The 24,503-nt window shown below is 70.6% G+C and carries 25 protein-coding genes; 13 read left to right on the top strand and 12 right to left on the bottom strand.

Going from position 1 to position 24,503, the window contains the following annotated elements; genetic code table 11:
* Window positions 1–216: 216 nt before the first annotated feature.
* From HKK72_RS08525 to HKK72_RS08505, 5 genes are all read right to left on the bottom strand, one after another.
* Window positions 217–981, bottom strand: coding sequence for a crotonase/enoyl-CoA hydratase family protein (locus tag HKK72_RS08525; protein ID WP_187233721.1), 765 nt, complete (start codon window positions 979–981; stop codon window positions 217–219).
* Window positions 982–991: 10 nt separating this feature from the next.
* Complete coding sequence (locus tag HKK72_RS08520; protein ID WP_187233720.1) at window positions 992–1,765, bottom strand: SDR family oxidoreductase; 774 nt, start codon at window positions 1,763–1,765, stop codon at window positions 992–994.
* A 103-nt stretch (window positions 1,766–1,868) separates the two neighbouring features.
* On the bottom strand, window positions 1,869–2,615 hold the full coding sequence (locus HKK72_RS08515; protein ID WP_187233719.1) for a metallophosphoesterase: 747 nt from the start codon (window positions 2,613–2,615) through the stop codon (window positions 1,869–1,871).
* Window positions 2,612–2,860, bottom strand: a complete 249-nt coding sequence (locus tag HKK72_RS08510; protein WP_187233718.1) for a BON domain-containing protein — start codon at window positions 2,858–2,860, stop codon at window positions 2,612–2,614. Before HKK72_RS08510 ends, HKK72_RS08515 begins: the two co-directional genes overlap by 4 nt.
* On the bottom strand, window positions 2,853–3,401 hold the full coding sequence (locus HKK72_RS08505; protein ID WP_261986656.1) for a nucleotidyltransferase family protein: 549 nt from the start codon (window positions 3,399–3,401) through the stop codon (window positions 2,853–2,855). The genes HKK72_RS08510 and HKK72_RS08505 overlap by 8 nt, the downstream gene beginning before the upstream one ends.
* Window positions 3,402–3,587: 186 nt before the next feature.
* Here HKK72_RS08505 and HKK72_RS08500 point away from each other — a divergent pair, with 186 nt between their 5' ends.
* The 3 genes from HKK72_RS08500 (at window position 3,588) to HKK72_RS08490 (ending at window position 6,164) form a co-directional block, all read left to right on the top strand.
* Window positions 3,588–3,878: a YiaA/YiaB family inner membrane protein gene (locus tag HKK72_RS08500; RefSeq protein WP_187233716.1), complete on the top strand. Its 291-nt coding sequence runs from the start codon at window positions 3,588–3,590 to the stop codon at window positions 3,876–3,878.
* Between the two features lie 367 nt (window positions 3,879–4,245).
* Window positions 4,246–5,568: a sensor histidine kinase gene (locus HKK72_RS08495; protein ID WP_315987147.1), complete on the top strand. Its 1,323-nt coding sequence runs from the start codon at window positions 4,246–4,248 to the stop codon at window positions 5,566–5,568.
* Window positions 5,520–6,164 carry a response regulator gene (locus HKK72_RS08490; protein WP_187233715.1) on the top strand — a complete coding sequence of 215 codons (645 nt, stop codon included), beginning with the start codon at window positions 5,520–5,522 and terminating at the stop codon, window positions 6,162–6,164. Before HKK72_RS08495 ends, HKK72_RS08490 begins: the two co-directional genes overlap by 49 nt.
* Here the strand turns inward: HKK72_RS08490 and HKK72_RS42045 are convergent.
* Window positions 6,154–7,611: a DUF2786 domain-containing protein gene (locus HKK72_RS42045; RefSeq protein WP_187233714.1), complete on the bottom strand. Its 1,458-nt coding sequence runs from the start codon at window positions 7,609–7,611 to the stop codon at window positions 6,154–6,156. The two genes, HKK72_RS08490 and HKK72_RS42045, sit on opposite strands and share 11 nt — an antisense overlap.
* 186 nt (window positions 7,612–7,797) lie before the next feature.
* Here HKK72_RS42045 and HKK72_RS08480 point away from each other — a divergent pair, with 186 nt between their 5' ends.
* Window positions 7,798–8,328 (top strand): hypothetical protein, encoded by a 531-nt coding sequence (locus tag HKK72_RS08480; protein WP_187233713.1) that lies wholly within the window; start codon window positions 7,798–7,800, stop codon window positions 8,326–8,328.
* Window positions 8,329–8,445: 117 nt separating this feature from the next.
* Here the strand turns inward: HKK72_RS08480 and HKK72_RS08475 are convergent, their stop codons facing one another.
* From HKK72_RS08475 to HKK72_RS08460, 4 genes are all read right to left on the bottom strand, one after another.
* Entirely contained in the window at window positions 8,446–9,186 is a 741-nt protein-coding gene (locus tag HKK72_RS08475; RefSeq protein ID WP_187233712.1) for a PP2C family protein-serine/threonine phosphatase, read from the bottom strand.
* A 463-nt stretch (window positions 9,187–9,649) separates the two neighbouring features.
* The gene (locus HKK72_RS08470) at window positions 9,650–9,952 is read right to left on the bottom strand and encodes a hypothetical protein (RefSeq protein ID WP_187233711.1); all 303 of its coding nucleotides are present in this window, start codon (window positions 9,950–9,952) and stop codon (window positions 9,650–9,652) included.
* Window positions 9,953–9,979: 27 nt separating this feature from the next.
* Window positions 9,980–10,882, bottom strand: coding sequence for an SDR family NAD(P)-dependent oxidoreductase (locus HKK72_RS08465; RefSeq protein ID WP_222720492.1), 903 nt, complete (start codon window positions 10,880–10,882; stop codon window positions 9,980–9,982).
* A gap of 71 nt (window positions 10,883–10,953) precedes the next feature.
* Window positions 10,954–13,197 (bottom strand): MMPL family transporter, encoded by a 2,244-nt coding sequence (locus HKK72_RS08460; RefSeq protein WP_187233710.1) that lies wholly within the window; start codon window positions 13,195–13,197, stop codon window positions 10,954–10,956.
* 104 nt (window positions 13,198–13,301) lie between these two features.
* Here HKK72_RS08460 and HKK72_RS08455 point away from each other — a divergent pair, with 104 nt between their 5' ends.
* Both HKK72_RS08455 and HKK72_RS08450 read left to right on the top strand, forming a co-directional pair.
* Entirely contained in the window at window positions 13,302–13,874 is a 573-nt protein-coding gene (locus HKK72_RS08455) for a TetR/AcrR family transcriptional regulator (protein ID WP_222720491.1), read from the top strand.
* Between the two features lie 172 nt (window positions 13,875–14,046).
* Window positions 14,047–14,763 (top strand): hypothetical protein, encoded by a 717-nt coding sequence (locus HKK72_RS08450; RefSeq protein WP_187233708.1) that lies wholly within the window; start codon window positions 14,047–14,049, stop codon window positions 14,761–14,763.
* Between the two features lie 66 nt (window positions 14,764–14,829).
* Here HKK72_RS08450 and HKK72_RS08445 read toward each other — a convergent pair whose 3' ends face one another.
* On the bottom strand, window positions 14,830–17,100 hold the full coding sequence (locus HKK72_RS08445) for a peptidoglycan recognition protein (RefSeq protein ID WP_187233707.1): 2,271 nt from the start codon (window positions 17,098–17,100) through the stop codon (window positions 14,830–14,832).
* A 363-nt stretch (window positions 17,101–17,463) separates the two neighbouring features.
* On the opposite strand from HKK72_RS08445, the gene HKK72_RS08440 reads away from it, so the two are divergent.
* From HKK72_RS08440 to HKK72_RS08410, 7 genes are all read left to right on the top strand, one after another.
* Window positions 17,464–18,051: an RNA polymerase sigma factor gene (locus tag HKK72_RS08440; protein WP_222720490.1), complete on the top strand. Its 588-nt coding sequence runs from the start codon at window positions 17,464–17,466 to the stop codon at window positions 18,049–18,051.
* Entirely contained in the window at window positions 18,048–18,824 is a 777-nt protein-coding gene (locus HKK72_RS08435; protein ID WP_187233706.1) for a hypothetical protein, read from the top strand. Before HKK72_RS08440 ends, HKK72_RS08435 begins: the two co-directional genes overlap by 4 nt.
* 205 nt (window positions 18,825–19,029) lie before the next feature.
* On the top strand, window positions 19,030–19,920 hold the full coding sequence (locus HKK72_RS08430) for a hypothetical protein (RefSeq protein ID WP_187233705.1): 891 nt from the start codon (window positions 19,030–19,032) through the stop codon (window positions 19,918–19,920).
* 236 nt (window positions 19,921–20,156) lie between these two features.
* Complete coding sequence (locus HKK72_RS08425) at window positions 20,157–20,747, top strand: hypothetical protein (RefSeq protein ID WP_187233704.1); 591 nt, start codon at window positions 20,157–20,159, stop codon at window positions 20,745–20,747.
* Between the two features lie 5 nt (window positions 20,748–20,752).
* Window positions 20,753–21,886, top strand: a complete 1,134-nt coding sequence (locus tag HKK72_RS08420; protein ID WP_187233703.1) for a peptidoglycan-binding protein — start codon at window positions 20,753–20,755, stop codon at window positions 21,884–21,886.
* Window positions 21,883–22,659, top strand: coding sequence for an ABC transporter ATP-binding protein (locus HKK72_RS08415; protein WP_187233702.1), 777 nt, complete (start codon window positions 21,883–21,885; stop codon window positions 22,657–22,659). The genes HKK72_RS08420 and HKK72_RS08415 overlap by 4 nt, the downstream gene beginning before the upstream one ends.
* Window positions 22,656–23,885: an ABC transporter permease gene (locus HKK72_RS08410; RefSeq protein ID WP_187233701.1), complete on the top strand. Its 1,230-nt coding sequence runs from the start codon at window positions 22,656–22,658 to the stop codon at window positions 23,883–23,885. The genes HKK72_RS08415 and HKK72_RS08410 overlap by 4 nt, the downstream gene beginning before the upstream one ends.
* A 52-nt stretch (window positions 23,886–23,937) precedes the next feature.
* On the opposite strand, the gene HKK72_RS08405 is transcribed toward HKK72_RS08410, so the two are convergent.
* The coding region (locus tag HKK72_RS08405; protein WP_187233700.1) for a PucR family transcriptional regulator at window positions 23,938–24,503 on the bottom strand (566 nt) is incomplete at its 5' end.

Here is a 24,503-nt window from a genome sequence, read left to right as displayed (position 1 = left end):
TGGGTTCCGTGTGCACAAGTGCATGATCACGGCCAAGGACTCCCTGTGGTGATCATGCACTTGTGCATCGGCGTGTACGCCAAGCCCCGGGCTCTCACCCGCACAAGTGCATGATCATGCCCAAGTACCCCTGCCGTGATCATGCAGTTCTTCGCCGGCGATGGACGGGCCCGCGCTCGTGACGCGCGAACAACTGCATGATCAGGAGGGGTGGGGCTATTCGCCCTTCCAGACGGGCTTGCGCTTCTCGGCGAACGCCGTCGCACCCTCGATCGCGTCCTTGGACGTGAACACGGGGTTGATGATGTCGCCCTGCTTGGCGAAGGCCTCGTCGCGCGACCAGTCGGCCGACTCGACGATGACCCGCTTGGTGGCCGCCAGCGCCAGCGGGGCGTTCTCGGCCAGCCGGCCGGCGAGTTCCCTGGCGCCGGCGAGCGCCTCGCCCGGCTCGGTGACCCGGTTGACGAGGCCGAGCTCGGCCATCCGCCCCGCCGGGTAGTGGTCCCCGGTCAGGGTCATCTCCATCGCAATGTGGAACGGGATCCGCTGTGGCAGCCGCAGCAGGCCGCCTGCCCCTGCGACCAGCCCGCGCTTGACCTCCGGGAGGCCGAACTTGGCCTCGGAGGAAGCGATGATCATGTCGCAGGACAGGGCGATCTCGCAGCCGCCGGCGAGCGCGTAGCCCTCGACCGCCGCGATCACGGGCTTGGCCGGGGGCTTCTCGACGATGCCGCCGAAACCACGGCCACCGGCCATCGGGTTCTCACCGGTCATGAACCCCTTGAGGTCCATGCCGGCGCAGAACGTGCCACCGGCCCCGGTGATCACGATTGCCGATACGTCGTTGCGCTCGTCCAGTTCGTCGAGCGCCGACGCGACACCCTGGGCGACGGCGCCGTTGACGGCGTTCCTGGCCTTGGGCCGGTTGATGGTGATGACGGCGACCCCGCCGTCGACTTCGACAAGGACTTCGTCGGACATGTTCAGCGCCTCACTTGGGCTGGAAGCGGATACCGCCGTCGAACCGGATGGTCTCGCCGTTCATGTAGTCGTTCTCGATCAGCGCGCGCACCAGGTGGGCGAACTCGGACGCCTGGCCCATGCGCTTGGGGAAGGGCACGGGTGCCGACAGCTTGGCCTTGAACGCCTCCGCCGCCTCGCCCTCGCCGTAGATGGGGGTGTCGATGATGCCGGGGCAGATGGTGTTGACCCGTACGCCGATCGCGGCGAGGTCACGCGCGGCGGGCAGGGTCATGCCGACGATGCCGCCCTTGGACGCCGAGTAGGCGATTTGACCGGTCTGGCCCTCGAGCGCGGCGACCGAGGCGGTGTTGACGACCACGCCGCGCAGCCCGTCGGCGTCGGCGGGGTCGGTCTTGGCGATCGCCGCGGCGCCGATCCGCATGAGGTTGAAGGTGCCGACCAGGTTGATCTGGATGACCTTCTGGAAGCTCGCGAGGTCGTGCGGGGAGCCGTCACGGCCCACGGTGCGCGACGCCCAGCCGATGCCGGCGCTGTTGACGACGACCCGCAGCGGAGCCCCGGTGTCGACGGCGGCCTGGACAGCGGCCTCGACCTGGGTCTCGTCCGAGACGTCGGTCTTGACGAACACGCCGCCGACCTCGTCGGCGAGGGCCTTGCCCTTGTCCTCGTTCAGGTCGGCGATGACCACCTTGACGCCGGCGGCGGCGAGGTCGCGGACGGTGGCCTCACCGAGGCCGCTCGCACCACCGGATACGACGGCGGAAACTCCGTTCAAGTCCATTAGCAGCACCTTACTCGACAGAACCGAATGTGGTTCGGATGATGTTACCCAGGCGTCACCTTACGGGGAACAGCGGCCGGTGAGGCCACCGCGAGGCCCCATGTCAGCGCCGCTCCGCCGCAGGCTCGCCGGCCTCCTCCCGCACCAGGCCGTAGACGGCGTAGGCCTGCTGGATCACCGGCAGGGCGACATTGCGGACCCGAACCCCGCCCGGCGTCACACCCTTCTCGGTTCCCTTGTGCGCGTGGCCGTGAACCGCGAGGTCGACGTCGGACTGGTCGATCGCCTCGGCCAGCAGGTAGCTGCCGAGGAACGGATAGATCTCCGGAGGCTCGCCGGCGAGGGTGTCCTTCACCGGGGAGTAGTGGGTCAGGCAGATGCGCACGTCGGCGTCGAGCGACATCAGAGAGGCACGCAGCCGGGCGGCGAACGTCTTGGTGTAGCCGACGAACGCCTTCATCTCGGGCTCCCCGAAATCACTGGCGCTGCGCCCGGCGAAGCCGCCGCCGAAGCCCTTCCCGCCGGCCACCCCGACCCGCGTGCCGTTGCACTGCACGACCGTTCCGGTGCCCTCCAGCACGGTCACGCCCGCGGCGCTCAGAACCTGCGCGATCTCCAGCTCGACATCGGAGTGGTAGTCGTGGTTGCCCAGCACGGTGATGACCGGCACCCCGATGCCCCTCAGTTCCTCGGCGGCGATGTGACCTTCGGCGATCGTGCCGTGCCTGGTCAGATCACCCGCGACGAGCAGTAGATCGGCCCGATCGGCGATGCCGGTCAGGCGTTCTCGGTAATGGCCGCGTATGTCCGGTCCCACGTGCAGGTCACCGACGGCCGCGACGCGGATCATGAAAGTAGCTCCTCGCCCTCCGGCTCGTGCACCGCCACCACGTGCACCTCGTTGCGGATGCGCCGTCCCGTCGCCATCTCTCGCGCGATGTCCTCGACGAGGCGTCGCTGCTCCGCGCTGGCGACCTCTCCACGCAGATAGATCAGCTCTCCGCGGATGTCGACGCGAATGCCGAGCTCATCGGCCTCGGCGGTCAGGCGGTCGTGGATGTGCGCCGCCAGGTACTGCGGAACGTCCTCACTCATCAGGTTGTCCTCTCTGCGGCTCGATGACGCCGAGCCGCCCCAGCAGCTCGATCAGGGCATAGGCGTACGGCGAGTGCGACGTCTCCTTGACGACCTGCGGCCAGTCGATCTGCTCACGCAGGGCACGTAACACCGGCAGGAACTCACTGAAGTCGCAGGTCGTCTCCGTGTAGGCGAGCAGCCGCATGATCACGAGATCGGTGGCCGTGAGCACCGGCATCGTGATCGCCGATACGGAGAGGGGCTCCGCGCGCCGCAGCAGGTCCACGTCCACCGGCCGATCGGCCGGATTGAAGATCAGGTCGACGAGGCGACCGTCGTCGTACGCCTTCTCCAGCCAGTCCTCCGGAGAGGCCCGGTGCTCCATGCCGGCGGCTCCCAGCGCTGCGAGCGCGACGCCGACGTCCTCCTGGCGGAGCACGAAGTCGACGTCATGCGTGGGCTCGGCCGCGCCCCTGGCGTACGCCGCATAGCCTCCCGCCAGGGCGAAGCCGATCTCCGCGTCCTTCAGAGCCCTCGCGGCCCGCCTGAGCGTGACCATCAGGTCCGACATAACCGGCATGGACGACACAACTCACTATTTCCCCTAGGGTCCCGGACCATTCCGCCTGGGGCTCGCGACCGTGGATCCTGCCCATGATGTCCGACAAAGCCCCAGGATGTCCGACTAGCAGAGTTGAGTACGCGTACTCATGTGCGGCCTCACCGGGCCGTCGACCATGGCGCCATGAGCACTCCACAACACCCGCAGACCACCACCGCCTTCTACCTCCAAGCCGCGATCTCGTTCGCCGTCTCATCCGTGGCGCTCGGGCTCGGCATCGTCTACCTGAACGCCGACCCGTGGATGCGGGCCTTCCTCGGTCTGGGCACGCTCTACGTGATCACGTCGACGTTCACGCTGGCGAAGTGCGTCCGTGACCGCCAGGAGGAGACCGCGGTCGTCAGCCGTGTCGACAAGGCCCGGCTGGACAAGCTGCTGGCCGAGCATGATCCGTTCAAGGTCGAGACCCTCTGACCGCCGCTCGGGCCGTCGCGAGCGCGTCCGCCACCACCGCCTCGCTCGCACTCCGCGCCGGTAACAGGGGCTCGGCGCAGGTGGAACGGGTCTCGGCGGCCGGCACACGCGCATTCCGCGGCCGAGGCCTCCGCTGGAACCCGATGAGCCTGAGACGATCACCGGCCGCGCGTCACGAGCGGCCCACAGTGGTAGGTCTAACACCACTGATCTGCGAGGCCACGTCGCCCACAATGGGGGAACCGGCCGATACCGGCCCGACGGCCGGCCGGTGACCACGGGCCACCGGACGCTGATCGACGCGGGCGTCCGCGGCCCACGGCGACCAACGGTCGGGCTGGGAGAGAGGCGATCCACCGTGACCGACGTGGACCAGCGAAGCGCGATGCGCGGGCTGCCGGACGGACGTGGCCCATGGCTGCGCGCCAGGCTCCGGCCGTCCTATCGCGGGCTGCTCAATGCGCTGTCCTCGCAGTTGATCTCCCTCCCGCTCTTCATCCTGACGATCCTGTCCATCGTCTTCATGGGTCTCGGCGCCGGGCTGGTCCTAGTGCCGGCCGTGATGGCGGGCATCCGCTCCTACGCCAACCTCCAGCGGGGGTGGGCGAAGGAGTGGTCGGGCGTGGACATCCCGATCCCCTACCGGCACCGGCCGGAGTTCTCAGGCGGTATTACGGGCCTCTGGCAGCAGTGCCGGTGGCTGCTCGGCGATCCGGCCACGTGGCGCGACCTGCTCTGGCTGCTGTTCAACATCCCCGTCGGCCTGGTGCTCGGGCTGCTGCCCGGCTGCCTGGTCGTGTACGGCATCGAGGGCTTGTTCGTCGCACCGTGGCTCGGACACATCACCTTCTACGGCTATGGAGCGATCTGGCCGATCGACAGCCTGCTCGACTCCATCCTGGCCGTCGCCCAAGGCATGATCATCCTGTCGGTCGGGCTGGCGGCCGGCCCATGGCTGGTGAAGCGCTACGCGCTGTTCGCCCAGTGGCTGCTGGCCCCAACGCACAAGGCGGCGCTCTCGCTGCGGGTGCATCAGCTCACCGAGAGCCGCTCCGACGCGGTCGACGCCTCGGCCGCCGAACTCCGCCGCATCGAACGGGACCTGCACGACGGAGCGCAGGCCCGCCTCGCCGCCCTGGGCATGAGCCTCGGCATGGCCGAAGACCTCCTCACGACCGATCCCCAAGCCGCCCAGCAGCTCCTCTTCGAGGCGCGCCAGGCGAGCGGCCAGGCCCTCGCCGAGCTCCGCGAACTCGTACGCGGCATCCACCCCCCCGTACTCGTGGAACGCGGCCTCGACGGTGCCCTGCGGGCCCTCGCCCTCAGCCTTCCCATGCCCGTCGACGTCGCCATCGATCTTCCCGGCCGCCCGCAGGCCCCGGTGGAGTCGGCCGCCTACTTCGCCGTCGCCGAGGCACTGGCCAACGTGGTCAAGCACAGCGCGGCGGCGCGGGCGTGGGTGCAGTCGCACCATGCCGACGGCCGGCTCGTCATGCTCGTCGGCGACGACGGCATCGGCGGCGCCGACTCGGGCAAGGGCACCGGGCTGCGGGGAATCGAGCGGCGCCTGAGCGCATTCGATGGCACGATCGCGGTGACCAGTCCGCCCGGCGGACCCACAGTCGTCACCATGGAGCTGCCGTGCGAGTTGTCATCGCCGAAGATCTCGCCCTCCTCAGAGACGGGCTGATCCGGCTGTTGACCGCCTACGACTTCGAAGTCGTCGAGGCCGTCGACAACGGCCCGTCGCTCCTGCGGGCGCTGACCTCGCACCGGCCCGATGTCGCCGTCGTCGACGTACGGCTGCCGCCGACGTTCACCGATGAGGGCCTGCAGGCGGCGCTCGAGGCGCGCAAGCGGGTGCCCGGCCTGCCGGTGCTCGTCCTGTCCCAGCACGTCGAACAGCTCTACGCCCGTGAGCTGCTCTCCGACTCCGGCGGCGGTGTCGGGTACCTGCTCAAGGACCGGGTGATGGACGTCGGGCAGTTCGTCGACGCGGTGCGCAGGGTCGCCGGCGGCGGCACCGCGCTCGACCCGGACGTGGTCTCGCAGCTGCTGGCCAGGCACGCCAGGGAGGAACCGCTGCAGGCCCTGACCCCCCGGGAGCGTGAGGTGCTCGGGCTGATGGCCGAAGGCCGGTCCAACGCCGCGATCGCGGGCAAGCTGTTCGTCACCGACAAGGCCATCAGCAAGCACACCAACAACATCTTCGCCAAGCTCGGCCTGCCGCCGTCCGAGGACGACAACCGGCGGGTGCTCGCCGTGATCGCCTACCTCAACGCCTGACCGGTGACGGCGCCCGGTCGCCGGCGCCGGTGACCTCGTCACGTCCGTGCAGGGCGGCGAGGTCGGCGGCCGCCCGCCCGAGCAGCCACCCGTCACGGTCGCGGGCCGCCGTCACCGTCGACCGCCCGAGATGGGGGAACATCCGGCCCACCGCGTGATCGACGGCCTCCTCGCGTGCGGCCAGCACCGGCAGCAGGTCCGTGCCCGGTGACTTCGCCGCCGCCCCCCGTTCGGCCGCCTCGGTGGCCTCGGTCAGCCGCTCGCCGACGCGCTGGGCGTACGCGACCAGGAACGAACGGCGGAACGACCGCGTACGCGGCCGGCCACCGGGGCCACGGCGCGGACCTGCGGCGACCAGCGCGGTGGTCGCCTGCGTCAGCAGCGAGGTGAACAGCAGCACGACCGCGTCCAGATCCGCCGGGTAGCCGAGCACCGTGCAACAGCCGAGCCCGCGGTGCCACACGACCCTGCACTTGTTCGCCCGCGCGACCGCGTCCAACAGCATCGTCTTCGGAGCCTCATACGGGCTGTCCACGCCCACCCGCCGGCCTGCGGGCTCGTCACCGCCCGGCCCGGATCCGGCCGCCAGGAGCACGGCGTCGATGCGGTACCTGGCCATCAGCTCCTGTGCCCGTGCCGAGAGCGCCTCGGCCTCCTCGGGGAACTCGGTGGACTCCGCCTTGGCCAGCAGCGCCCGTACCCGGGCGAGGGCCCGCTCGTCCGCGACCGCCCGCTCGGCAGCACCCGCGTCCGGCGCGGCCGGCCCACGCGCCCCGCCCGGCCGGGCCTCACCCGGCCGCGGGCAGAGCCGAGGCAGTTCCGGCAGCGTGGTGAGCACGACCAGCACGTCGAGCGCGCTGGTGACCATGGCGGCGCGGCCGACGCCCTCACGGGCCCGCCACTCGCCCGGGTAGGCATCGTCGCTGCTCCACCACGGCCGCGCGTCGAGGACGGCGAGCTGCGCCCGCCACCGTTCGTCGACTGTCGCCGCCGAGTAGCGGCGCATCTCCGCGGCGATCATGTCGATGGCCATCCGCACGTGCCGGGCGCCGTGCCGGCGGCGGACGATCCGTACGACGTCGGCTGGCTCCCACCCGAGCCCCCATGCGGCCGTGACCGCCGCGCTCAGGCGGCCGGCCAGCGCGCGGTCGACGACCCGCGACCAGTCGCCGGTCCACCCTGCCGCACCGGACATGCCCGGCTCCTCGGACATGCCCGGCTCCTCGGACATGCCCGGCTCGTCGGGCAGGGCCGTCAGCTCCGCCGCGCACCGCCCGAAGGTCACCGGGTCGTCGCGGAGCCTGGCGTTGAGCGCGGCGGACAGCAGCCGTTCGACCCGGGTCGCCGCCGTCCGGCCGGGGTCACGGTGCGCCCGGCGATGCCGCCGCCGGCCGCCCGTCCCGGTCGCCGCCGGTTCCGGGCTTCGCCGCCCGGCCCTGTCATCCACGGTCCCCCCAGGTGAGTCCGCGCGTGCTGATGGGCCCGCATACTCCCATAGGCGCGATCCGTCGAGATGGCGTGTCGCGCAGTCCCGTGTGGGCGACGACCTGCGAATACCGGTTTCGCATACCTTCTGCGAGATAGTCGACATTTGCCAGGAATTGAGAGCCAAAGCCGCATACAGTGATCCACTGTGACCAGTCAGGACCAGGCAGCGACGCACCCCGTGTGGCAACGCGAAGTCACGGCCACCCGACCGCACCATCGCAAGCCGTCTCCCGTACGGCAGGCGTTCTCCGCACGTCTGGAGGAGCTCAGCTTCCGCAGCGGGGTCGCCATGCTGGTCACCGCTGCCGGTGTGCTGGCCATCGTCGGCGCAGGACTCGGAATGGCGTTGGGCGAAGGCGCCGGCGGCAGGCTTCCGGGGCCGCAGACGGTGGGATCCGCGACCGGCTCCTCACCGTCTCCATCGCCCACGGGCCCATCGGCGTCGGCGGACCCGACCCGCGGCGTACGAGTGCCGCCGATGGCACCGGCAACGCCCGAGAAGGCGGCCGCTCCGCCGAGCTCGACCGTTGCGAAGCCGCGCGCCACTCCTCGCAGCACCGAAAGGGCGGCGAGGCCGGACCGCCCCGCATGGTGGCAGCGGCCGCCGCACCGGCGCGACCGTGACCGGTGGCCCGACCGGCGGCGGCACGACCCGCCATGGTGGCGTCACCGGTGACTCGCGGAGACCGACGAGCGGGGACGGAGCGCTAGGCGCTCGCGCGGCTCCGTGCCCGGGCGAGGGCACAGGTGGGGGGCCGCATCCGGCTGTCGGGCCGGCGGTGCTGATCCGACCTCACGTTCCCGGGAGCGAGGCTCCGGCGGCCACCAGCATCGGCGGGTTCAGGGTGGGAGCGTCCGTGACGTCGGCGACGACACAGGTGACGTCCTCCTCATGGCCGTTCGCCATGACCAGCCCGAGCAGGCGCGAGACCGCGACCGCCGGGTCGTCCTCGGTCATGAGCACCTCGTAACGATCCATGACATCCGAGTGAAAGGACAACGCCTCACAGCACAGCAGGTAACGGTCGCCTGGCCTGGCCTTGCGCACCATGATGGACGGCTCGCGGTCCGTGCCCGCGTTCAACACCGGCCCGGTCGGCCGCATCCCCTGCGGGTCCGGCTCCACGACGCAAACTTGCAGCGATCCTTCGTCGCTGGTGATCTGGAAGAGCTCCGACTCACGCAGCATGTGCGCCTGCGTGATCCCGAAATCCGCGAGGGCCAGATCATCGCCCGAACTCACCAGTGCGGTGAAGGCCGTCCCCATCCCCGTGAGCTCGCGGTGACGGCCGCTCAGCGTCCTTATCCGTTCCCGCGCCTGTCCGACCGCATCGCGCAACCTCGTGACGAGGGCGTCCGTCGGCATCTCGGTGTCACAGACCCGTAGGGCGTCGATGACCAACGCTGCGGCGATCTCGCCGCCCTCGCCATCGCCGTCGGCGACCGCGAGCAGTCGCGCACCGGCATAGCCGGCGTCCTGGTTGATCCGACGGCCTCGGCCAGTGCGTGAACCCGCGGCGGAAATGAAGGTCATGACCCGTATGACGCGCCGACCACCATCCGAGATCAGGCCGGATCCGGCCCACGCGTGCGTGGGACCGCATCCGGACATCGCATGTCGACACCGCTTCACAACATCGCATGCGAACGTCGAGCCGACATAGGATCCCGATCAAGCCAGAGAACCGTGCGCCGGGCCGGTGCGCCAGGCCGTGAGGGCACGGCGCGGATCCACGCGAAAGGGCGGCATACGTGGCGTCAGGATCGTTCTTCGATGATGCGCCTCCCGTTTTCACGGTGCGCTGGCGAGGCTACGACCGGTTCCAGGTCGACGATTACCTGCGCAACCCGACGGGACCTCCCCGATTCGATCTCGTGTTCCGCGGCTAATGACCAACGCGAGGTGGACGACCACCTCCGGCGAACTCCCCCGTGAACGCCGCCCGGCCACCGTCATCGCCGCATCGGGCTCGGCGAATCTTCTCGGTATCCCCCGGTCAGAACCGGAGGGTCGCGCAACCGCAGGTCTGCCGCCCGGCGGGTACGGCCGCCGGGCGTTGCCGATCGCCCGACCTGTCGTCGTGATCCTCGTCGGAGAGGAGTGTCGCGGGTATCGGCACGACCGCATCACGTCCTGGTGTGGTGACCCCGGTGAAATCGGTCCACGGCCCGATCGACTCGCGCATGGCTCCCCCGTATCGCGCCGGCGTCTGCTCCCACGCCCCGGCCGGCGCCAGCGAGCTTAGGCGAGACGGCACCGGCCCGATCCCGTGATCGAGGATCTGGTACCAGTCCTTCACCTCGTCGATGCCTGGCGGTGACGTCCGTCATAGAAAGGCCCGCAGGAGTTCCTGTGAGCGGTCCCACAACCGCAGGGCCAGCGCCTGGTCGTCGGCCTGCGGGTTCACCTTCGCCCCCTTGCGCAAACCGTCGTAGTAGTCCCCGCCGGCACCACCGACCTCGGGTGAGGCGGCGAGCCAGACCAAGGGTCCGGCCCCGGCCTCATCATTCAGCCGAAGCCCGCGCAACGGTGTGCGGGTGAGCAGACGGAGGGCCGGGGATCCCTCCGCGAAGCGGGTCGGCACTCCCGTGCGGCCGGTTCGCGCTCCGCCGCGCCGGGCGGGCCTGGGATGGAAACAGAGAACGCCGATGCCGGTCCCTTCGGTGCGGCGGGCGAGCTCACGGGTGAACGACACGTTCATGAGTTTGGTGGTGGCGTAGGCGATCCAGCCGCCGCCGTAACGGCGTTTCTCCCATTCGAGGTCGTCCATGCGGAGCCGGCCGAAGCGGTTCCCGAGGCTGGATGTCGTGACGATCCGGACTGGACCGTTGCGCGCGCTGCTTCGCAGCCGGGGCAGCAGCAGTGAGGTCAGCAGAAAAGGCGCCAGGTGGTTGGTCTGGAAGGTCAGCTCGTGCCCGTCGGCGGTGACCCGGCGGCTGGGGATCAGTCCCCCGGCGTTGTTGACCAGCACGTCGATGCGCGGGCAGCGTTGGAGCAGGGCATCGGCCAGATCACGCACCTGGCCGAGGTGGGCGTAGTCGGCGATCAACGGCTCGGCCCCGAGTCGCGCGGCGACGCGTGCGGTGCGTTCCGGCGAGCGCCCCACGGGCACCACGTTCGCGCCGAGTTCAGTGAGCCGCCGGGCGGCGACGGCGCCGATGCCCGAACTCGCACCTGTGATCACGATGGTCCGGCCGGTCAGGTCGGTGCGGACATCTGGATCCGTCATCGGGTGCTCCTTCTCCTTTTGCAGCGTCCGCTCGTACGGGCCGCGTGCATGCGAGGTCTCCTGGCGCGGCGCTACACGGCGGCGGGGTGGGTCTCCTGCCGGTCCGCTGCAGCCGCAGGTGGGTCGATCGCGCGACCTTCCACGTCGATGTCGGGCAGTGCCCGGTCGAGCCATCGGGGCAGCCACCAGGCGCTGCGGCCCAGCAGGGTCATGACGGCTGGGACGATGGTCATGCGAACCACGAACGCGTCGAACAGGGTCGCCGTGGCCAGGGCCAACCCGATCGACTTGACCAGCGGGTCAGGGGCCAGGATGAAGCCGGAGAACACCGCGGCCATGATGATCGCGGCGGCGGTGACCACCCGTGCGCTGTGGTCGAACCCGATGACGATCGCGTTCCTGGGCTCGGCCCCGCCCACGTACGCCTCGCGCATCCGGGTGACGAGGAAGATCTGATAGTCCATGGCCAGGCCGAACACCACGCCGATCAGGAAGATCGGCAGCGCGCTCAGGATGGGGCCGGTCTGTGTCACGCCGAACAGCCCGGCCAGCCATCCCCATTGGAAGACCGCGACCACGGTGCCGAACGTGCCGGCGATGCTGAGCAGGAAACCGATCGTCGCCTTGAGCGGGATGAGCACCGACCGGAAGACCAGCGCCAGCAACACGATCGCCAGGCCTACGACCAGGGCGAGGTAGGGCACCATGGCCTCGGCGAGTTTGTCGGACATGTCGATGTTCAGCGCCGTCAGGCCGGTCACCGCCACGGCCGCTCCGGTCGTGGCGCGCAGGCCGGCCGACCGGTCGCGGATGCCGGCGACCAGGTCCTCGGTCTCCTGGCTGCTGGGCGCGCCGCGCGGCACCACGGTGAGCAGCGCGGTGTCACCGGCCTCGTTGAAGACGGCCGGGGTGACCGCGACGACGCCGTCGAGTCCCGAGACGGTGGCGGACACCTGCCGTACGGCTTGCTGCGGGTCGCCGCCGCCACCGGTATCGACGACGAGGGTGAGCGGTCCGTTGAACCCGGGGCCGAAGCCCTCGGCGAGGAGGTCGTAGGCCTTGCGCTGGGTCGAGTCCGGAGCCGCGGTGCCGTCGTCCGGCAGGCCGAGGCGCAGACCGAGCGTGGGAGCGGCGATGACGAGCAGCCCGATCGCGGCCGCGGCGAGGATCGGCACCGGGTGGCGGGTCACCAGCCGGGCCCATCCCGACGGGCCGGGCGCCGCGGCGGTCGTACGGTCTGCGGCGACCGTACGCTCTGCGGCGGCCGTACGCTCTGCGGCGGCCGTACCCCGCGCTCCCGGGCTGCGCCGGCCGAGCACCCGGTCGCCCGCGAAGCCGACCAGCGCGGGCAGCAGCGTCAGCGCGATCAGCACCGCGATGATCACCGTCGCGGCGGCGGCGAGGCCGGCCTGGGTGAGGAAGGGGATGCCCACGACCGACAGCCCCGCCAGGGCGATGACCACGGTGAGCCCCGCGAAGACCACGGCGGATCCGGCGGTCCCGACGGCTCGCCCGGCGGCCTCCTGGGGGTCGGGTGTCCGGGAGAGTTCATGCCGGTAACGGATGAGGATGAACAGTGAATAGTCGATCGCCACCGCGAGCCCGAGCATGATCGCGAGCGTCGGGGCGGAGGCGTTGAGATCGGCGAACCCGGTGGCCGCGGTGATACCGGTCAGGCTGATGCCGATTCCCAGCAGCGCGGTCAGGAGCGGTAGTCCCGCGGCGACCAGGGAGCCGAACGTGATCACCAGGACCACCCCGGCGACCGCAACGCCGATGATCTCCTGAAGCCCCTGCTCGGCAGGTTCCTCGATCGCGTCTCCGCCGATCTCCACGGTCATGCCCGCGTCGCGTCCGAGAACGGCGGCCCGGGTCAGCGCGTGACGTGCCTGGTCACTCAGGTCCGGCGCCGCAACCCTGAAGGTGACCTGTGCGTAGCCGACGGTGCCGCCGGGGTTGACCGCCCGCGCGGCGAACGGGTCGGCCACGCCGGCGACCTCGGGTACGTTCCTCAGCCCGGCGACGGTCCGCCCGACAGCGGCCCTGAGCTCGGTGTCGGTCAGTCGCCGTCCGTCCGGTGCGGCGAACACCACCCTCGCGGTGGCACCGTCGGCGGCCGCCTGCGGGAAGCGTTCGGCGAGCATGTCGATCGCGCGCTGTGCCTCTGTGCCGGGTATGGACAAGGCGTTGGAGGTCGGCCCGGAGAGCGTGGCCGCGGCGACGCCCGACACCATGAGCAGGCCCAGCCACAGCGCGGTCACCAGCCGCCGGCGTCGATGGGCGAACCGGCCGAGCCGATAGAGGTACTGAGCCACGAACAACTCCTGTTCTCGACCACTGTGTTGCGTTGGCGAGACATAATGTCTCACCAGTGACTCATGGAGTCAACTATTCGTACGATGATGTAATGTCGCTGACGATGACCAGGAGTGCAGCCCTGCGCGACCATGTGGCCGCCGGAATCCTCGACATCGCCGCGGCCGTCCTGGCCGACCACGGCGAGCAGGCGAGCATGACCGACATCGCCGAGGCCGCCGGCGTATCGCGGGCCACCCTGTACCGCTACTTCCCGAACCGTGAGGCGCTGCTGCGGGCGCTGCAGGAGACCGCGCTCTCCGACCTCGCCGCGCGCATCGCCGACGCCCGGCTCGACTCCGTGCCGGTCGACGAGGCGCTCGCCCGGATGACCCGCGCGGTGATCGGGGTGACCAGCAAGTACCGGGCGCTGGCATTGTTCGCCAAGACCCCCGAGATGTCCGCCCAGGCCGACAGCAACATGATCGATCCGGTCCGCGCGCTGTTCCACCGCGGTGAGGCCGAACAGACGTTCCGCACGGATCTGTCGATCCAGACCCTGATCGAGCTCTACTTCGGACTCATCGAAGGCGCCGTCTCACGCGTCATCCAGGGGCAGCTCGGCGTCGAGCAGGCGAGTGCCGCCATCACCACCGTCTTCCTCACCGGCGCGCTCCGCGACCCGGCGCGCGGCTGAGGCGGCCGCGGCCGGCTCAGCGCCTACTCGCGTCCACGTGAGCGGTGTGTTCGGTGGCCCCTCCCAGGGCCACCGAACACACCCGTCGCGTGGGGCGCCGCCGGCGAATCACTCAGCGATGTTGAGTACTTCGGCTCATGCGTCCTGCCGCCCGATCCGCGAGAGTCATGTCGTGGCTCCCGAGACTCGTCACCGCCCAGACCCGTTGCTCCCCAGGCCCGTGCGGGCCGGCGATCGACCGGACCCGTCCGTTCCGGCCCGTGCCGCGGCGGCCGGGCTGGTCTTCGCGCTGGCGTCCGGATTCCTCTCCGGCTGCGGATCCCCCTCGGTGCCTTCGGCTGCGGAGCTCGACGGGCGGGCGCAACGGGCAGGTGTCACGGCAGAGCTCGTCTATGTCACGAAAATGAAGGGCTATCACCGCGCCACCGGAGGCATGGGCGGCTACGGCGATGACGGATTCCAGGACATCTACGTGTCGGACAAGGGCGACGTGCGGCTGACCGTCGAGCGGCGCGCCCTCACCGCCGCCGACTGCCCCTCTCTGCCGGTTCCCGCCGCCACCTCGCCGGGCGGTTCGGTGCGGTGCGTACGGGACGGCGACGGCTGGCGACGGACGAGCGGGGACCGGCAGGAGTACGCGGTGGCCAAGGGTGATCTCCTGGTGCGGGTGAGCGGGCGCGTCGACACCACCACGTTCGACCTGCTGCGCGACGCCGCGACCGACGCCCATGCCGCGAGCCGTGAGGAGCTCGACGAGATGCTGCCGCCCGGCACCTCTGAAGACGGGCCCGGCGGCCGCTCCGGCCGCCCGCCGACCCCGCCCGAACGCGGGGACCTGCCCGAGACGGGAGACGGCGCTCCCGACAATCACGTCGGTCGCGGCGGCTAGTCGGCCTGCCCATCGCGCCGGGGGCGGGGCCGTTGGCCCCCGGCGCGTGGGCGGTCCAGGCGCCGACTACTTGATGTAGACGAGGCCGTCGGTGATGACGGTGGGCCGTCCGGAGGTTCCAGCCAGAACGATCTTGACGGTGTGCTTGGCGCTGGTGCTCCAGTTCTTCGTCCAGATGACCTGGCGGTAGGCCGAGGAAGCGGCCCTGGAGTCGACGAAGGCGGTCTTGACACCGTCGACGTACACGTAGAAGGCGCCGACGTTGGTCGCTCGTTTGACGACGAGCCCGGCCGAGCGGCCGGTGAACGTGTAACTGGCTGTGGCGCCCTTGCCGGAGGCGTAGTAGGCCCTGCCACCGAGGTACTGGCTGTAGGTGCTCGATCTCCAGGTGCCGGTGCGCACGGAACTGCTCTCGTGGAGCAGTGAGGCGGTCCGGGTCGTGGCCGAGGTCGCGGTGTTCCCGGCCGCGTCGGCGGCGGTCAGCGACCACAGCAGGGAGGTGTTCGCCTTGGCGTAGGCGGACCAGTAGGTCGCGGTCGTGGTGAAGGTCGCCGCGGACGGCGAGGTGGCCTTGACGGTCCGCAGCAGCCGGCCGTCGGAGACCTTCCAGCCGAGACGCACCGGGATCGAACCCCCCGTGCTGGCCGAGCCCGTGCGCAGCGTGAGGGCGGCGGGTGTGGAGAAGACCGGCGCGGTGCTGTCAGCGATCACCGGATACGCCGGTGAGGACACCTTGGTCGCGTTGATATTGGTCACCCGCAGCTGGACGGTGTGGGAACCCGCGGTCAGGGTCACCTTCGCCGAGGTCGCGGTGCCGTCGGGCTTGGCGACGACCGCGCCGTCGACCAGGATCTCGTAGCCCGACACGGCGGCCGGTGGCCACGAGAGGGTCACCGTTCCCTTGGTGTAATAGGTGGTGCCGACCTTGGTGGCGCCCGACATACCGGTGATGGCGACCGAGGTGGCCGGGGTGCTCCACTGCGCGGCCTCGGTACGGATGGCGGCGAGCTTGTTGTAGAGCAGCGTTCCCGGGCACTCGGTCGGGTAGCCGTCGCGGTGCCCGGAGATGGTGTTGAAGTTGACCGAGGTGCCCGCGGCGAACTTGCCGTTGGCGAGCGGAGTCGTCAGCACGGCCTTGCCCGTCGGGTTTCCTCCGTGCAGGCCGAGCTTCCATGCCGCGACCTTGGCGACCGCGCTCAACGACGCCTGCGTGGGCGCGGTGGCGGTGTGGTCGCCGAGCACCGCAACGCCGGTGGAATTGGTGTTGAAGCCGTAGGTGTGGGCTCCGATCACCGGCCGGTCGAGACCGCCCTTACGGCCTTCGAAGACCGTGCCGCACTTGTCCACCAGGAAGTTGTAGCCGAGGTCGTTCCAGCCGTTGGTCTTGACGTGGTACAGCAGGATCGACCGGACGATCGCCGGGGACTCGGCGCACGTGTAGCCGTTGGTGCCCGCCGTGTGATGGGTGAAGACCACCTTGACGGTGGAGGCGTAGTCGGGCGGGCTCGTGACCAGGCGCTCGTCCGCGCCCCACTGGGCACGACTGACGATCGCCGGGCGCGGCGCGGTGCTGGACGGAGCGGTCGGCGTGGGAGACGCGCTCGCGCTCGGCGACGCGGACGCGGACCCCGTCGGGGAGGGCGATGCCGTCGGATCCGCGCTGGGCGAGGCCGGCTGCGACGGGGAGGCCGGATCGGTGGGCACCGGGCTGCCGGACTCGACCGTGGGACTGGAGGACGGATCCGCCGGAGGATCGGTCTCAGTGCTGCTGACCGCCCCGGCGAGGGTCATCTCGCCCGGCTGGTGACCGGCGGCCCGGGGCGCCGGCCCGCGGCGGCCGTCACCGGGGTCGACCAGTTCGACACGCATTCCCCGGGGGAGAGCTCCGCCCCCGGCGACGCGGACCTCGACCCCGTTCGACGACCCGACCCACAACGGTTCCGTGGCCCCTCGAGCCTGGCGGTCGGAGCGCGCATCGGCGTCGGGCCCGTCGTCACTGTCGGCGGAGACGGATCGCCACGGCGACCATGTGCCGGCCGACGCGCTGCGTGTACGGACCCGGACCGACCCATCGAGATCCCTACGGGCGTCGTCCCACGAGACCCCGAGCAGGCTGAACGGCTTCGTGCGCTCCGGAGACAGGCCCATGACCGGGCGCCGCTGCGACCCGTCCGGCTCCGCGCTCGACATGGTGCGCAGCGCGAGCGTGTTCACCTGACCGGAACCCGGCCGCGACCCAGGTGAGGCCGCCGGCGCATCGCCGGGCAGTACGTAGACCACGGCTGCGGCCGTGACCAGCCCGGCAGCCGAAAGCGCGACGAGCGCACGCCGTTTCATTACTCTCCGAACTCTCCGAACATCCGGCGGACCCCTCGTGTCCACCGGAGCATCCCCAGGGGGGTGGGTAGGAGGCACGGTTGCGATACCGGCTCCGTGAACTACAGCGTCACAGCCGCCGGTTTTGTCACAGAATGAAGCAGGCGCAACGTTAGTTGCCACACAAAATGCCTGGTCACAGCGGGAGACTCCGGCCTGTTCGCATGGGGCCACAGGCACGGCCCGCCGCCGGTGCGCGCCGCGTCCTGGAGCTGAGCACGGTTCGTCTCGGCATCGTCCACGGCCCGACTTAGCAGGAATCGTCCAGTACTCTCACCGCTTGCATCGCCATGAAGCAGACGTTCACGCTCGAGAGGCAAGGGGTTGGCTGAGCCACACGGCGCGACCACCGACCTCGACGACGTCCTGTCGGCGGCGCTGAACGGCGACGAGAACGCGTTCCGGATGGTGTTCCGCGATCTCCATCCTCGGCTCGTCCGCTACCTGCGCGCGCTGGTGGGAGCCGACGCCGAGGACGTGGCGGCGGAGGCGTGGAGTCAGATCGCGCGAGACCACAGAACGTTTCGCGGCGACTACGACAAGTTCCGCGGCTGGGCGTCCGCCATCGCGCGAAACCGTGCGATAGACCTCCTGCGCCGCCGGGGACGCCGCCCCGAAGAACCCGCACCCGTCGACGAGATGGTGGACCTCGCCGGCCATGACCATGAAGCCCAGGAGGCGTTCGACCGAATCGACCAGGGCGACGCCGTGGCACTGATCACGACGCTGCCACGCCCCATGGCCGAGGCCGTGCTGCTGCGCGTCGTCATGGGCATGAATGCGAAGGAGGCAGGGCGAGTGCTCGGCAAGAGTCCAGGAGCGGTCCGCACCGCGGCCTATCGAGGCCTTCGTGAACTGGCCGGACGCCTGGAGACCGGGTCGGATGCGGCAGTGCCGAAGGACGCGCGATGAGCGTCCGCCGCCGCAGGATCAGCGGCCGGAGGGCCGAGCGACTGCTTCGCGACGCCCCGTCCGGCGCTTCGACGAACCCGGATCCCCTCGCCCGTCTCCTCGCCGAGGCGGCCGCGCCCTCATCCACGCGCGACGCGGCACCGAGGGGGGAGGATGCCGCCTTGGCCGCCTTCCGAAGGGCACGCCAGGTGCCGGCACCCGTGACACCCACGGCGCCCACCGCATCCACGACGGGCTCGGCGGGCAGGTCCGGACTCGCGAGGCTGCTCACGGTGAAGGCGGCCGTCGCCGTTTTCGCGGTCACCACCATCGGCGGCGTGGCGCTCGCCACCGGAACCGGAAGTCTGCCGGGTCAGCACCACCGTCCCGACCGGACACCCACCGCCACACGGGGGCAGAGCCCTCCTGCGGCCACGCCCTCGAGGACCGCCGGCCGCACGGTGCGGCCGGCGCCGGTCCCCTCGGCGTCTTCGGAAGGCCTCTGCCGCGCGTACGAGCGGAACAGGCGGAACGGCAAAGCCGGTGAGGCACTGGACGGCCCTGCATTCGCCAAACTGATCAAGGCCGCGGGCAGCGAGAAAAAGGTCGCGCGCTACTGCGCCGCGCTGCTCCAGCCCCCGCCGAAAAAGAGGCTGGAACCGACGCCGAAAGGCAAGGCCGACAAGCCCACGGCGAGGCCGAGGCCCCCTCCACGGGCGGGTCGGCTCGCTCTCGACGGTGACGGAAGCAAGCCCGTTCGCCCCCAAGCCGCCCCATTTCCCCGGTGCACCTAACTTGAAAAATCCGGTGCACCGAATTTGAAAGATCTCCTTCGTCCGATATGACCTGTCAACACGCTGAGGATTCACCTTGCTCGACACGACCTGGCGCGTCGCGATACTGCTCGCCGCTTTGACCCCGGCCGCCGCATGCGGCTTCATCAATGACAGTCCCCCGATAACGGCTCCCATCCCTCCGCCACCCTCACCGAGCCCGGCTGTGAGCGTGTCGGAGGCCAAGCGCGCGCTCTCGCAGTACGCGATTCGCGTGAACCGGGCGAACAAGCGGCTCTCCCCCCAATTGGCGGCCCTCGCGTCGACCGGCTCCACCCTGCAGATGCAGACCGCGAAGTACAAGATCTTCAAGGCGAACAAGCTGACGATCAGCCCGTACAAGTACGGGTCGCCGCTGGTGGCCAGCCCGAAATTCACCGGACACCCCAAGTGGTTCTTCGCGGCGATGACCGACCGAGGGGGGAACACGCCTCTGCGGGACATCATCGTCCTCGTACAGGACAAGCCTGGCGGGCCATGGCGGTCGGCCTATACTCCGCTCACGACCGCCCCCGCCACCGGTCCCCTGGCACGAGGTGTGGACGTCGCCGACTTCCCCGAGGTCGCCCCCCAGGACGACGCCTCGCTGGTGCTGCCGCCCGGCGGGATCTCCGGTGCACTGGCCGATGTGCTGAACCTCGGTTCGCGCAGTGGCCACTATCGCTCGCTCACTCTCACCCCCTGGATAAAGACGAGGTATCGGAATCTGCGAGAGGACAAGACCGTCTTCAAGCGCAATGGCTGGGCCGGCACCGCAAGCTACTCGGCATCGACGGTTCCCACGTATGCCGTTCGTACCACCTCGGGGGGCGCGCTCGTCTGGTCGGCCATCGAGCTGAAGGAGGCATTCCGCCACACCGGTCGTGGCAACAACATCACGTGGAACCACGATGAATGGGGCGATCTGCTGCGGCCCTATATCCGCGTTTCCACGGCGAAGACGTCACTCACGACCATTGAGCGCCTCGAAGTGCTCGCATATGTTCCCCCCAAGGGGAAGGGCAGGGTTCGCTTTCTGGCGAATCGCTGGGCGCCCATCTCGATCCAGGGCCGCTGAGCCGCCCAAGAGAGACGACGTGCCATTCAAGGCACGGTCAGGATGAGCGCCATGGGGCCGCGCCGACTCATGCCGTGGCCCCGTGGCCCTCACCGTTCATGAGTCTGCCGAAACTCCCCCAGCCCCCGTTCGTCGGACGCGGCGCACGATCCCTCGGCCTCACCGGCAACCGGCCATTGCCCTTTGCTCCTTCGGTCTACTAGTTTACTAGTACTCTACAACCGAGGGAGGCGAGGGTGTTCCGACTCGATGCGGGGCCCGGTGTCCCGCTCTACCGGCGGCTCGCGCGGCAGATGCGTCAGCGAGCGACGCTCGGCACGCCGCGGCCGGGTGAGCGGTCGCCGATCATCAGACACACCGCGGTGGGCCTCTTGTCCGGCCTCGCGCTGGCCGGGCTGACCGGCTGCGGCCCCAAGAGCCCATCGCCGACGGCGACGCTCAACGCACAGGACCAGATGGTGAAGTTCGCCCAGTGCCTGCGGCAGCAGGGCCTCGACGTGCCCGATCCGCAGCCCGGTGCCACGGGCATCACGATCGACGAGGGAGACGACCGGAGCAGATTCGACGCCGCCATGCGGGCGTGCCGGCAGTACTCCCCGAAAAAGGACATCGACCCGAACGACCCGGCGGTTCACGATCGAGGCGTCAAGATGGCGGAGTGCCTTCGGCGGCAAGGCCTGAACGTCCCGGATCCACAGCCGGGCCGGCCGCTGGAGATCAGCGGGAACGGCGAGACCGATGACGAGGTACGCATCCAGAGAGCCCAGGGCGTCTGCCGCAAAGAGCTGAACGCAGCGGCGCCCACTCCCGCCGGAAGCGGGGGCTGAGCGCGATGACCCTGCTCGATCCCGCGCCGCCGGGCGGCCCGGAGAAGACGTCGCGCCGCCTCCGGCCCGGGCGCATCGCGCTCGCCGCCACGGCCGTGATCGCCCTCGGCGCCGCAGGGATCCTGATGGTCGTGCGGGACGGCTCAGGCGATGAGCGCCCGGCCGCCCCTGCGGCCGCGACGGCCGACGTCGTGCGCACCGACCTGGCCGACCGGACCCAGGTGGACGGCACGCTCGGTTACGCCGGGACCTACCCCGTGGTCGCCGCCGGGCCCGGCCGCCTCACCTGGCTGCCCGCCGTCGGAACGGTGATCCGTCGTGGGCAGCAGGTGTACGGCGTGGACGGGCACGAGGTCCCGCTGTTCTATGGCTCGACGCCGCTCTGGCGGGAGCTGAGGATCGGCATGACCGACGGCCGGGACGTCCGCGAGCTGGAGGGCAACCTCGCCGCGCTCGGTCACGGCGACGGCCTGACCGTCGACGACGACTTCGGCTACGCGACCGCGACCGCGGTCAGAAGGTGGCAGGAGGATCTGGGGGTCGCCGAGACCGGCGTCGTGCACCCCGGCGAGGTCGTCATGCAGCCCGGTGCGTTGCGGATCACCACCGTGAAGGCCACTGCCGGCGGCGCCGCCCAGGGCACGCTGCTGACCGCCTCGAGCACCACCCGCCAGATCACGGTGAACCTTCCGGTGAGCCTACAGGGGCTGGCGGCCACCGGCGCGAAGGTACAGGTCGAACTGCCCGGAGGGAAGGCGACCACCGGCCGGATCCGCAAGGTCGGCACCGTGGCCATAAGCGGCGACGGCGGGGGCGACGGCGAACAGCCGCAGACCGGGCAGGGCACCCAGACCGCCACCATCCCGGTCCACATCACGCTCGACCGTCCATCGGCCGCCGGTCGGCTCGACGGCGCGCCGGTCACCGTCGGCTTCACCGGCAGCCTGCACAAGGGAGTACTGGCCGTACCGGTCAACGCCCTGCTCGCCACGCCCGACCTCGGCTACGCGGTGGTCGTCGTCGACTCCCCGGGCCGTACCCGGCGGGTCCCGGTGCGGCTCGGCGTCTTCGCCGGCGGCAAGGTCGAGGTCGCCGGCGAGCTGGCCGAGGGCGCGAAGGTCGAGGTGCCCCGACCATGACCGCACCGGTGGTGGCGCTGCACGCCGCATCGAAGGACTATCCCGGAGGGGTACGGGCACTGCGCGAAGTGTCGCTCACCATCGGTCCGGGCGAGCTGCTGGCCATCGTCGGGCCGTCGGGGTCGGGCAAGTCCACTCTGCTGAACCTCATGGGCACCCTCGACCGGCCGAGCACCGGGCTGGTCTCGATCCGCGGACATGACATCGCCGAGCTGCCGGACCGCCGGCTGGCCGCGATCAGGGCGCACTGGATCGGCTTCGTGTTCCAGCAGTTCTTCCTGACCGGTCACCTGTCCGCGCTCGACAACGTGGCCACCGGCCTCCTCTACCGCGGCACGTCACTGCGGCGCCGCCGCGCCCTCGCCGAGGACCGGCTCGAGCGGGTCGGGCTCGGCCATCGGCTGAGCCACCTCCCGCACCAGCTCTCCGGCGGGGAACGACAGCGGGTGGCCATCGCGAGGGCGGTCGTCGGGCGGCCCTCGCTGCTGCTGGCCGACGAGCCGACCGGCAATCTCGACTCGGCCACCAGCGCCGGGATCATCCAGGTCCTCAGCGATCTGAACCAGGAGGGCACCGCCGTCGCGATCATCACGCATGACCCCGGCGTCGCCGCCACGATGCCGCGTCAGGTGGAGATGCTGGACGGCCGGATCCGCTCCGATACCGGCACGAGCACCGACACGACCGGCAAGGGCAAGGACACAGGAACGGGCAGGGAAACGGGCTCCGTCGCGACGGCGGACACCGGGCCGGGCCTGGAGGCCCGCTCATGACCGCGACCACCCGTACGGCCTCGGCCGTGCCGCTGCCCGATTCGACGCGGTTGCCCGCGGGCGACCTTCTGCGGGTGGGGCTCAGCGGACTGCGCGGCCGTCCACTGCGCGCGGCGCTGTCGGCGCTCGGCATCGCCATCGGAATCGCGGCGCTCGTCGCCGTGCTGGGCATCAGCACCGTGAGCCGGGCCGGGCTGCTGGCGCAGATCGAGGGCCTCGGCACCAATCTGCTCACCGTCACACCTGGCCAGTCGCTGCTGGGGCAGACCTCCCGGCTCCCCGAGGACGCCACCGGGATGGTGCGGCGGATCCCCGGGGTGATATCGGCGTCGGCCGTCGGCACCGTGCCCGAGGCGACCGTGCGACGCACCGACAAGATCGCACCGGCTGAGACGGGCGGCATCGCGGTGCTGGCGACCCGGCTCGACCTGCTCGGCACCCTGGGCGGTGACGGTACGGCGATGAGATCGGGCGCGTTCCTGAACGACGCGACGGCCCGCTACCCCACGGTCGTGCTGGGCGCGGTCGCCGCCGACCGGCTCGGCATCTCGCACGCGGGCGACCAGGTCTTCCTCGCCGGCCGCTGGGTGACCGTTACCGGCGTCCTCAACCCCCTGCCGCTGGCCCCGGAGATCGACCGGGCCGCTCTCATCGGCTGGCCGTACGCGGCGACACTGGGCTTCGACGGGCACCCCACCAGCATCTACGAACGGTCGACGGACTCCACGGTGGCCTCGGTGGCCGCCGTGCTCGCCGCCACGGCCAACCCCGAACATCCCGAGGACGTCTCGGTGAGCAGACCCTCGGACGTGCTCACCGTGCGACTCGCCGCGAAGTCCGCCTTCAACGGGCTCTTCCTCGCGCTCGGCGCCGTGGCGCTCCTGGTCGGCGGCGTCGGCATCGCCAACATCATGGTCATCTCGGTGCTCGAACGCCGCCAGGAGATCGGGCTGCGCCGGGCCCTCGGCGCCACCCGCCGCCAGATCCGCCTGCAGTTCCTCACCGAATCGGTGACCCTGTCACTTCTGGGCGCGGTGATCGGGCTGCTCCTCGGCGTGGGCATCACACTCGGTTATGCCCTCTATCGCGACTGGCCGCTCGTCCTACCGGTGCAGGCCATCGCCGGGGGCGCCGTGGCCGCGGCCGTGATCGGCGCCGTCGCCGGCCTCTATCCCGCCCGCCGCGCGGCCCGTCTTCCCCCGACCGAGGCGCTGGCATCCTCCTGACCCGCGTGGTCGGGTGCGCGACGCGCCGCGGACGCTGCTCGGGTCAGGATCGCTACACCGGCCCGGTGAGCCGGGCGAGTTTCAGCGCCAGGTGCAGCGACAGCCGCTCGTTGCCGTTCTTCAGGTCGGTGCCGGCCAGTTGCTCGAGCCGCTGCAGCCGGTAGTACAGCGACGTACGGTGCAGGTTCATCCGCTCCGCGGTGGCGTGGGCGTTGCCGGCCAGGTCGAGATAGGTCTCCAGCGTCTCGAGCAGCGGCCGGTTGGCCGGATCGCCGAGCAGCTTCTCCAGGCCGGGGTGGACGCAAGCGTTGCGCATCTCCTCGCTGGTCAGCCGGGACAGCACCCGGTAGATCCCGAGCTGCGACCAGAACGCGACCGGGCCTACCGCCGGGAGCTGCACGGCGACCCGGGCGGCCAGCGCCGCCTCGTCGTACGACGAGCGAATCTCCGAGAGATCGGCGCACGGCCGGCCGACGCCGACCACCACGGCGGTCACCGAGGGCAGCCCGCGCACGGCGGTCCGCAGATCGTGGTTCAGGTGCTCCGCGACGGCGCGCGGACCGGAATCGCCCCGGCCCTGCTTGTCGCGGACGACGAGCACGCCGTGGTCGTAGCGCA

Source organism: Actinomadura sp. HBU206391, from assembly GCF_014323665.1.
Lineage (GTDB): Bacteria > Actinomycetota > Actinomycetes > Streptosporangiales > Streptosporangiaceae > Actinomadura_C.
Note: the sequence above shows the minus strand (reverse complement) of the source record. Positions and strands in the feature narration are given on the sequence as shown.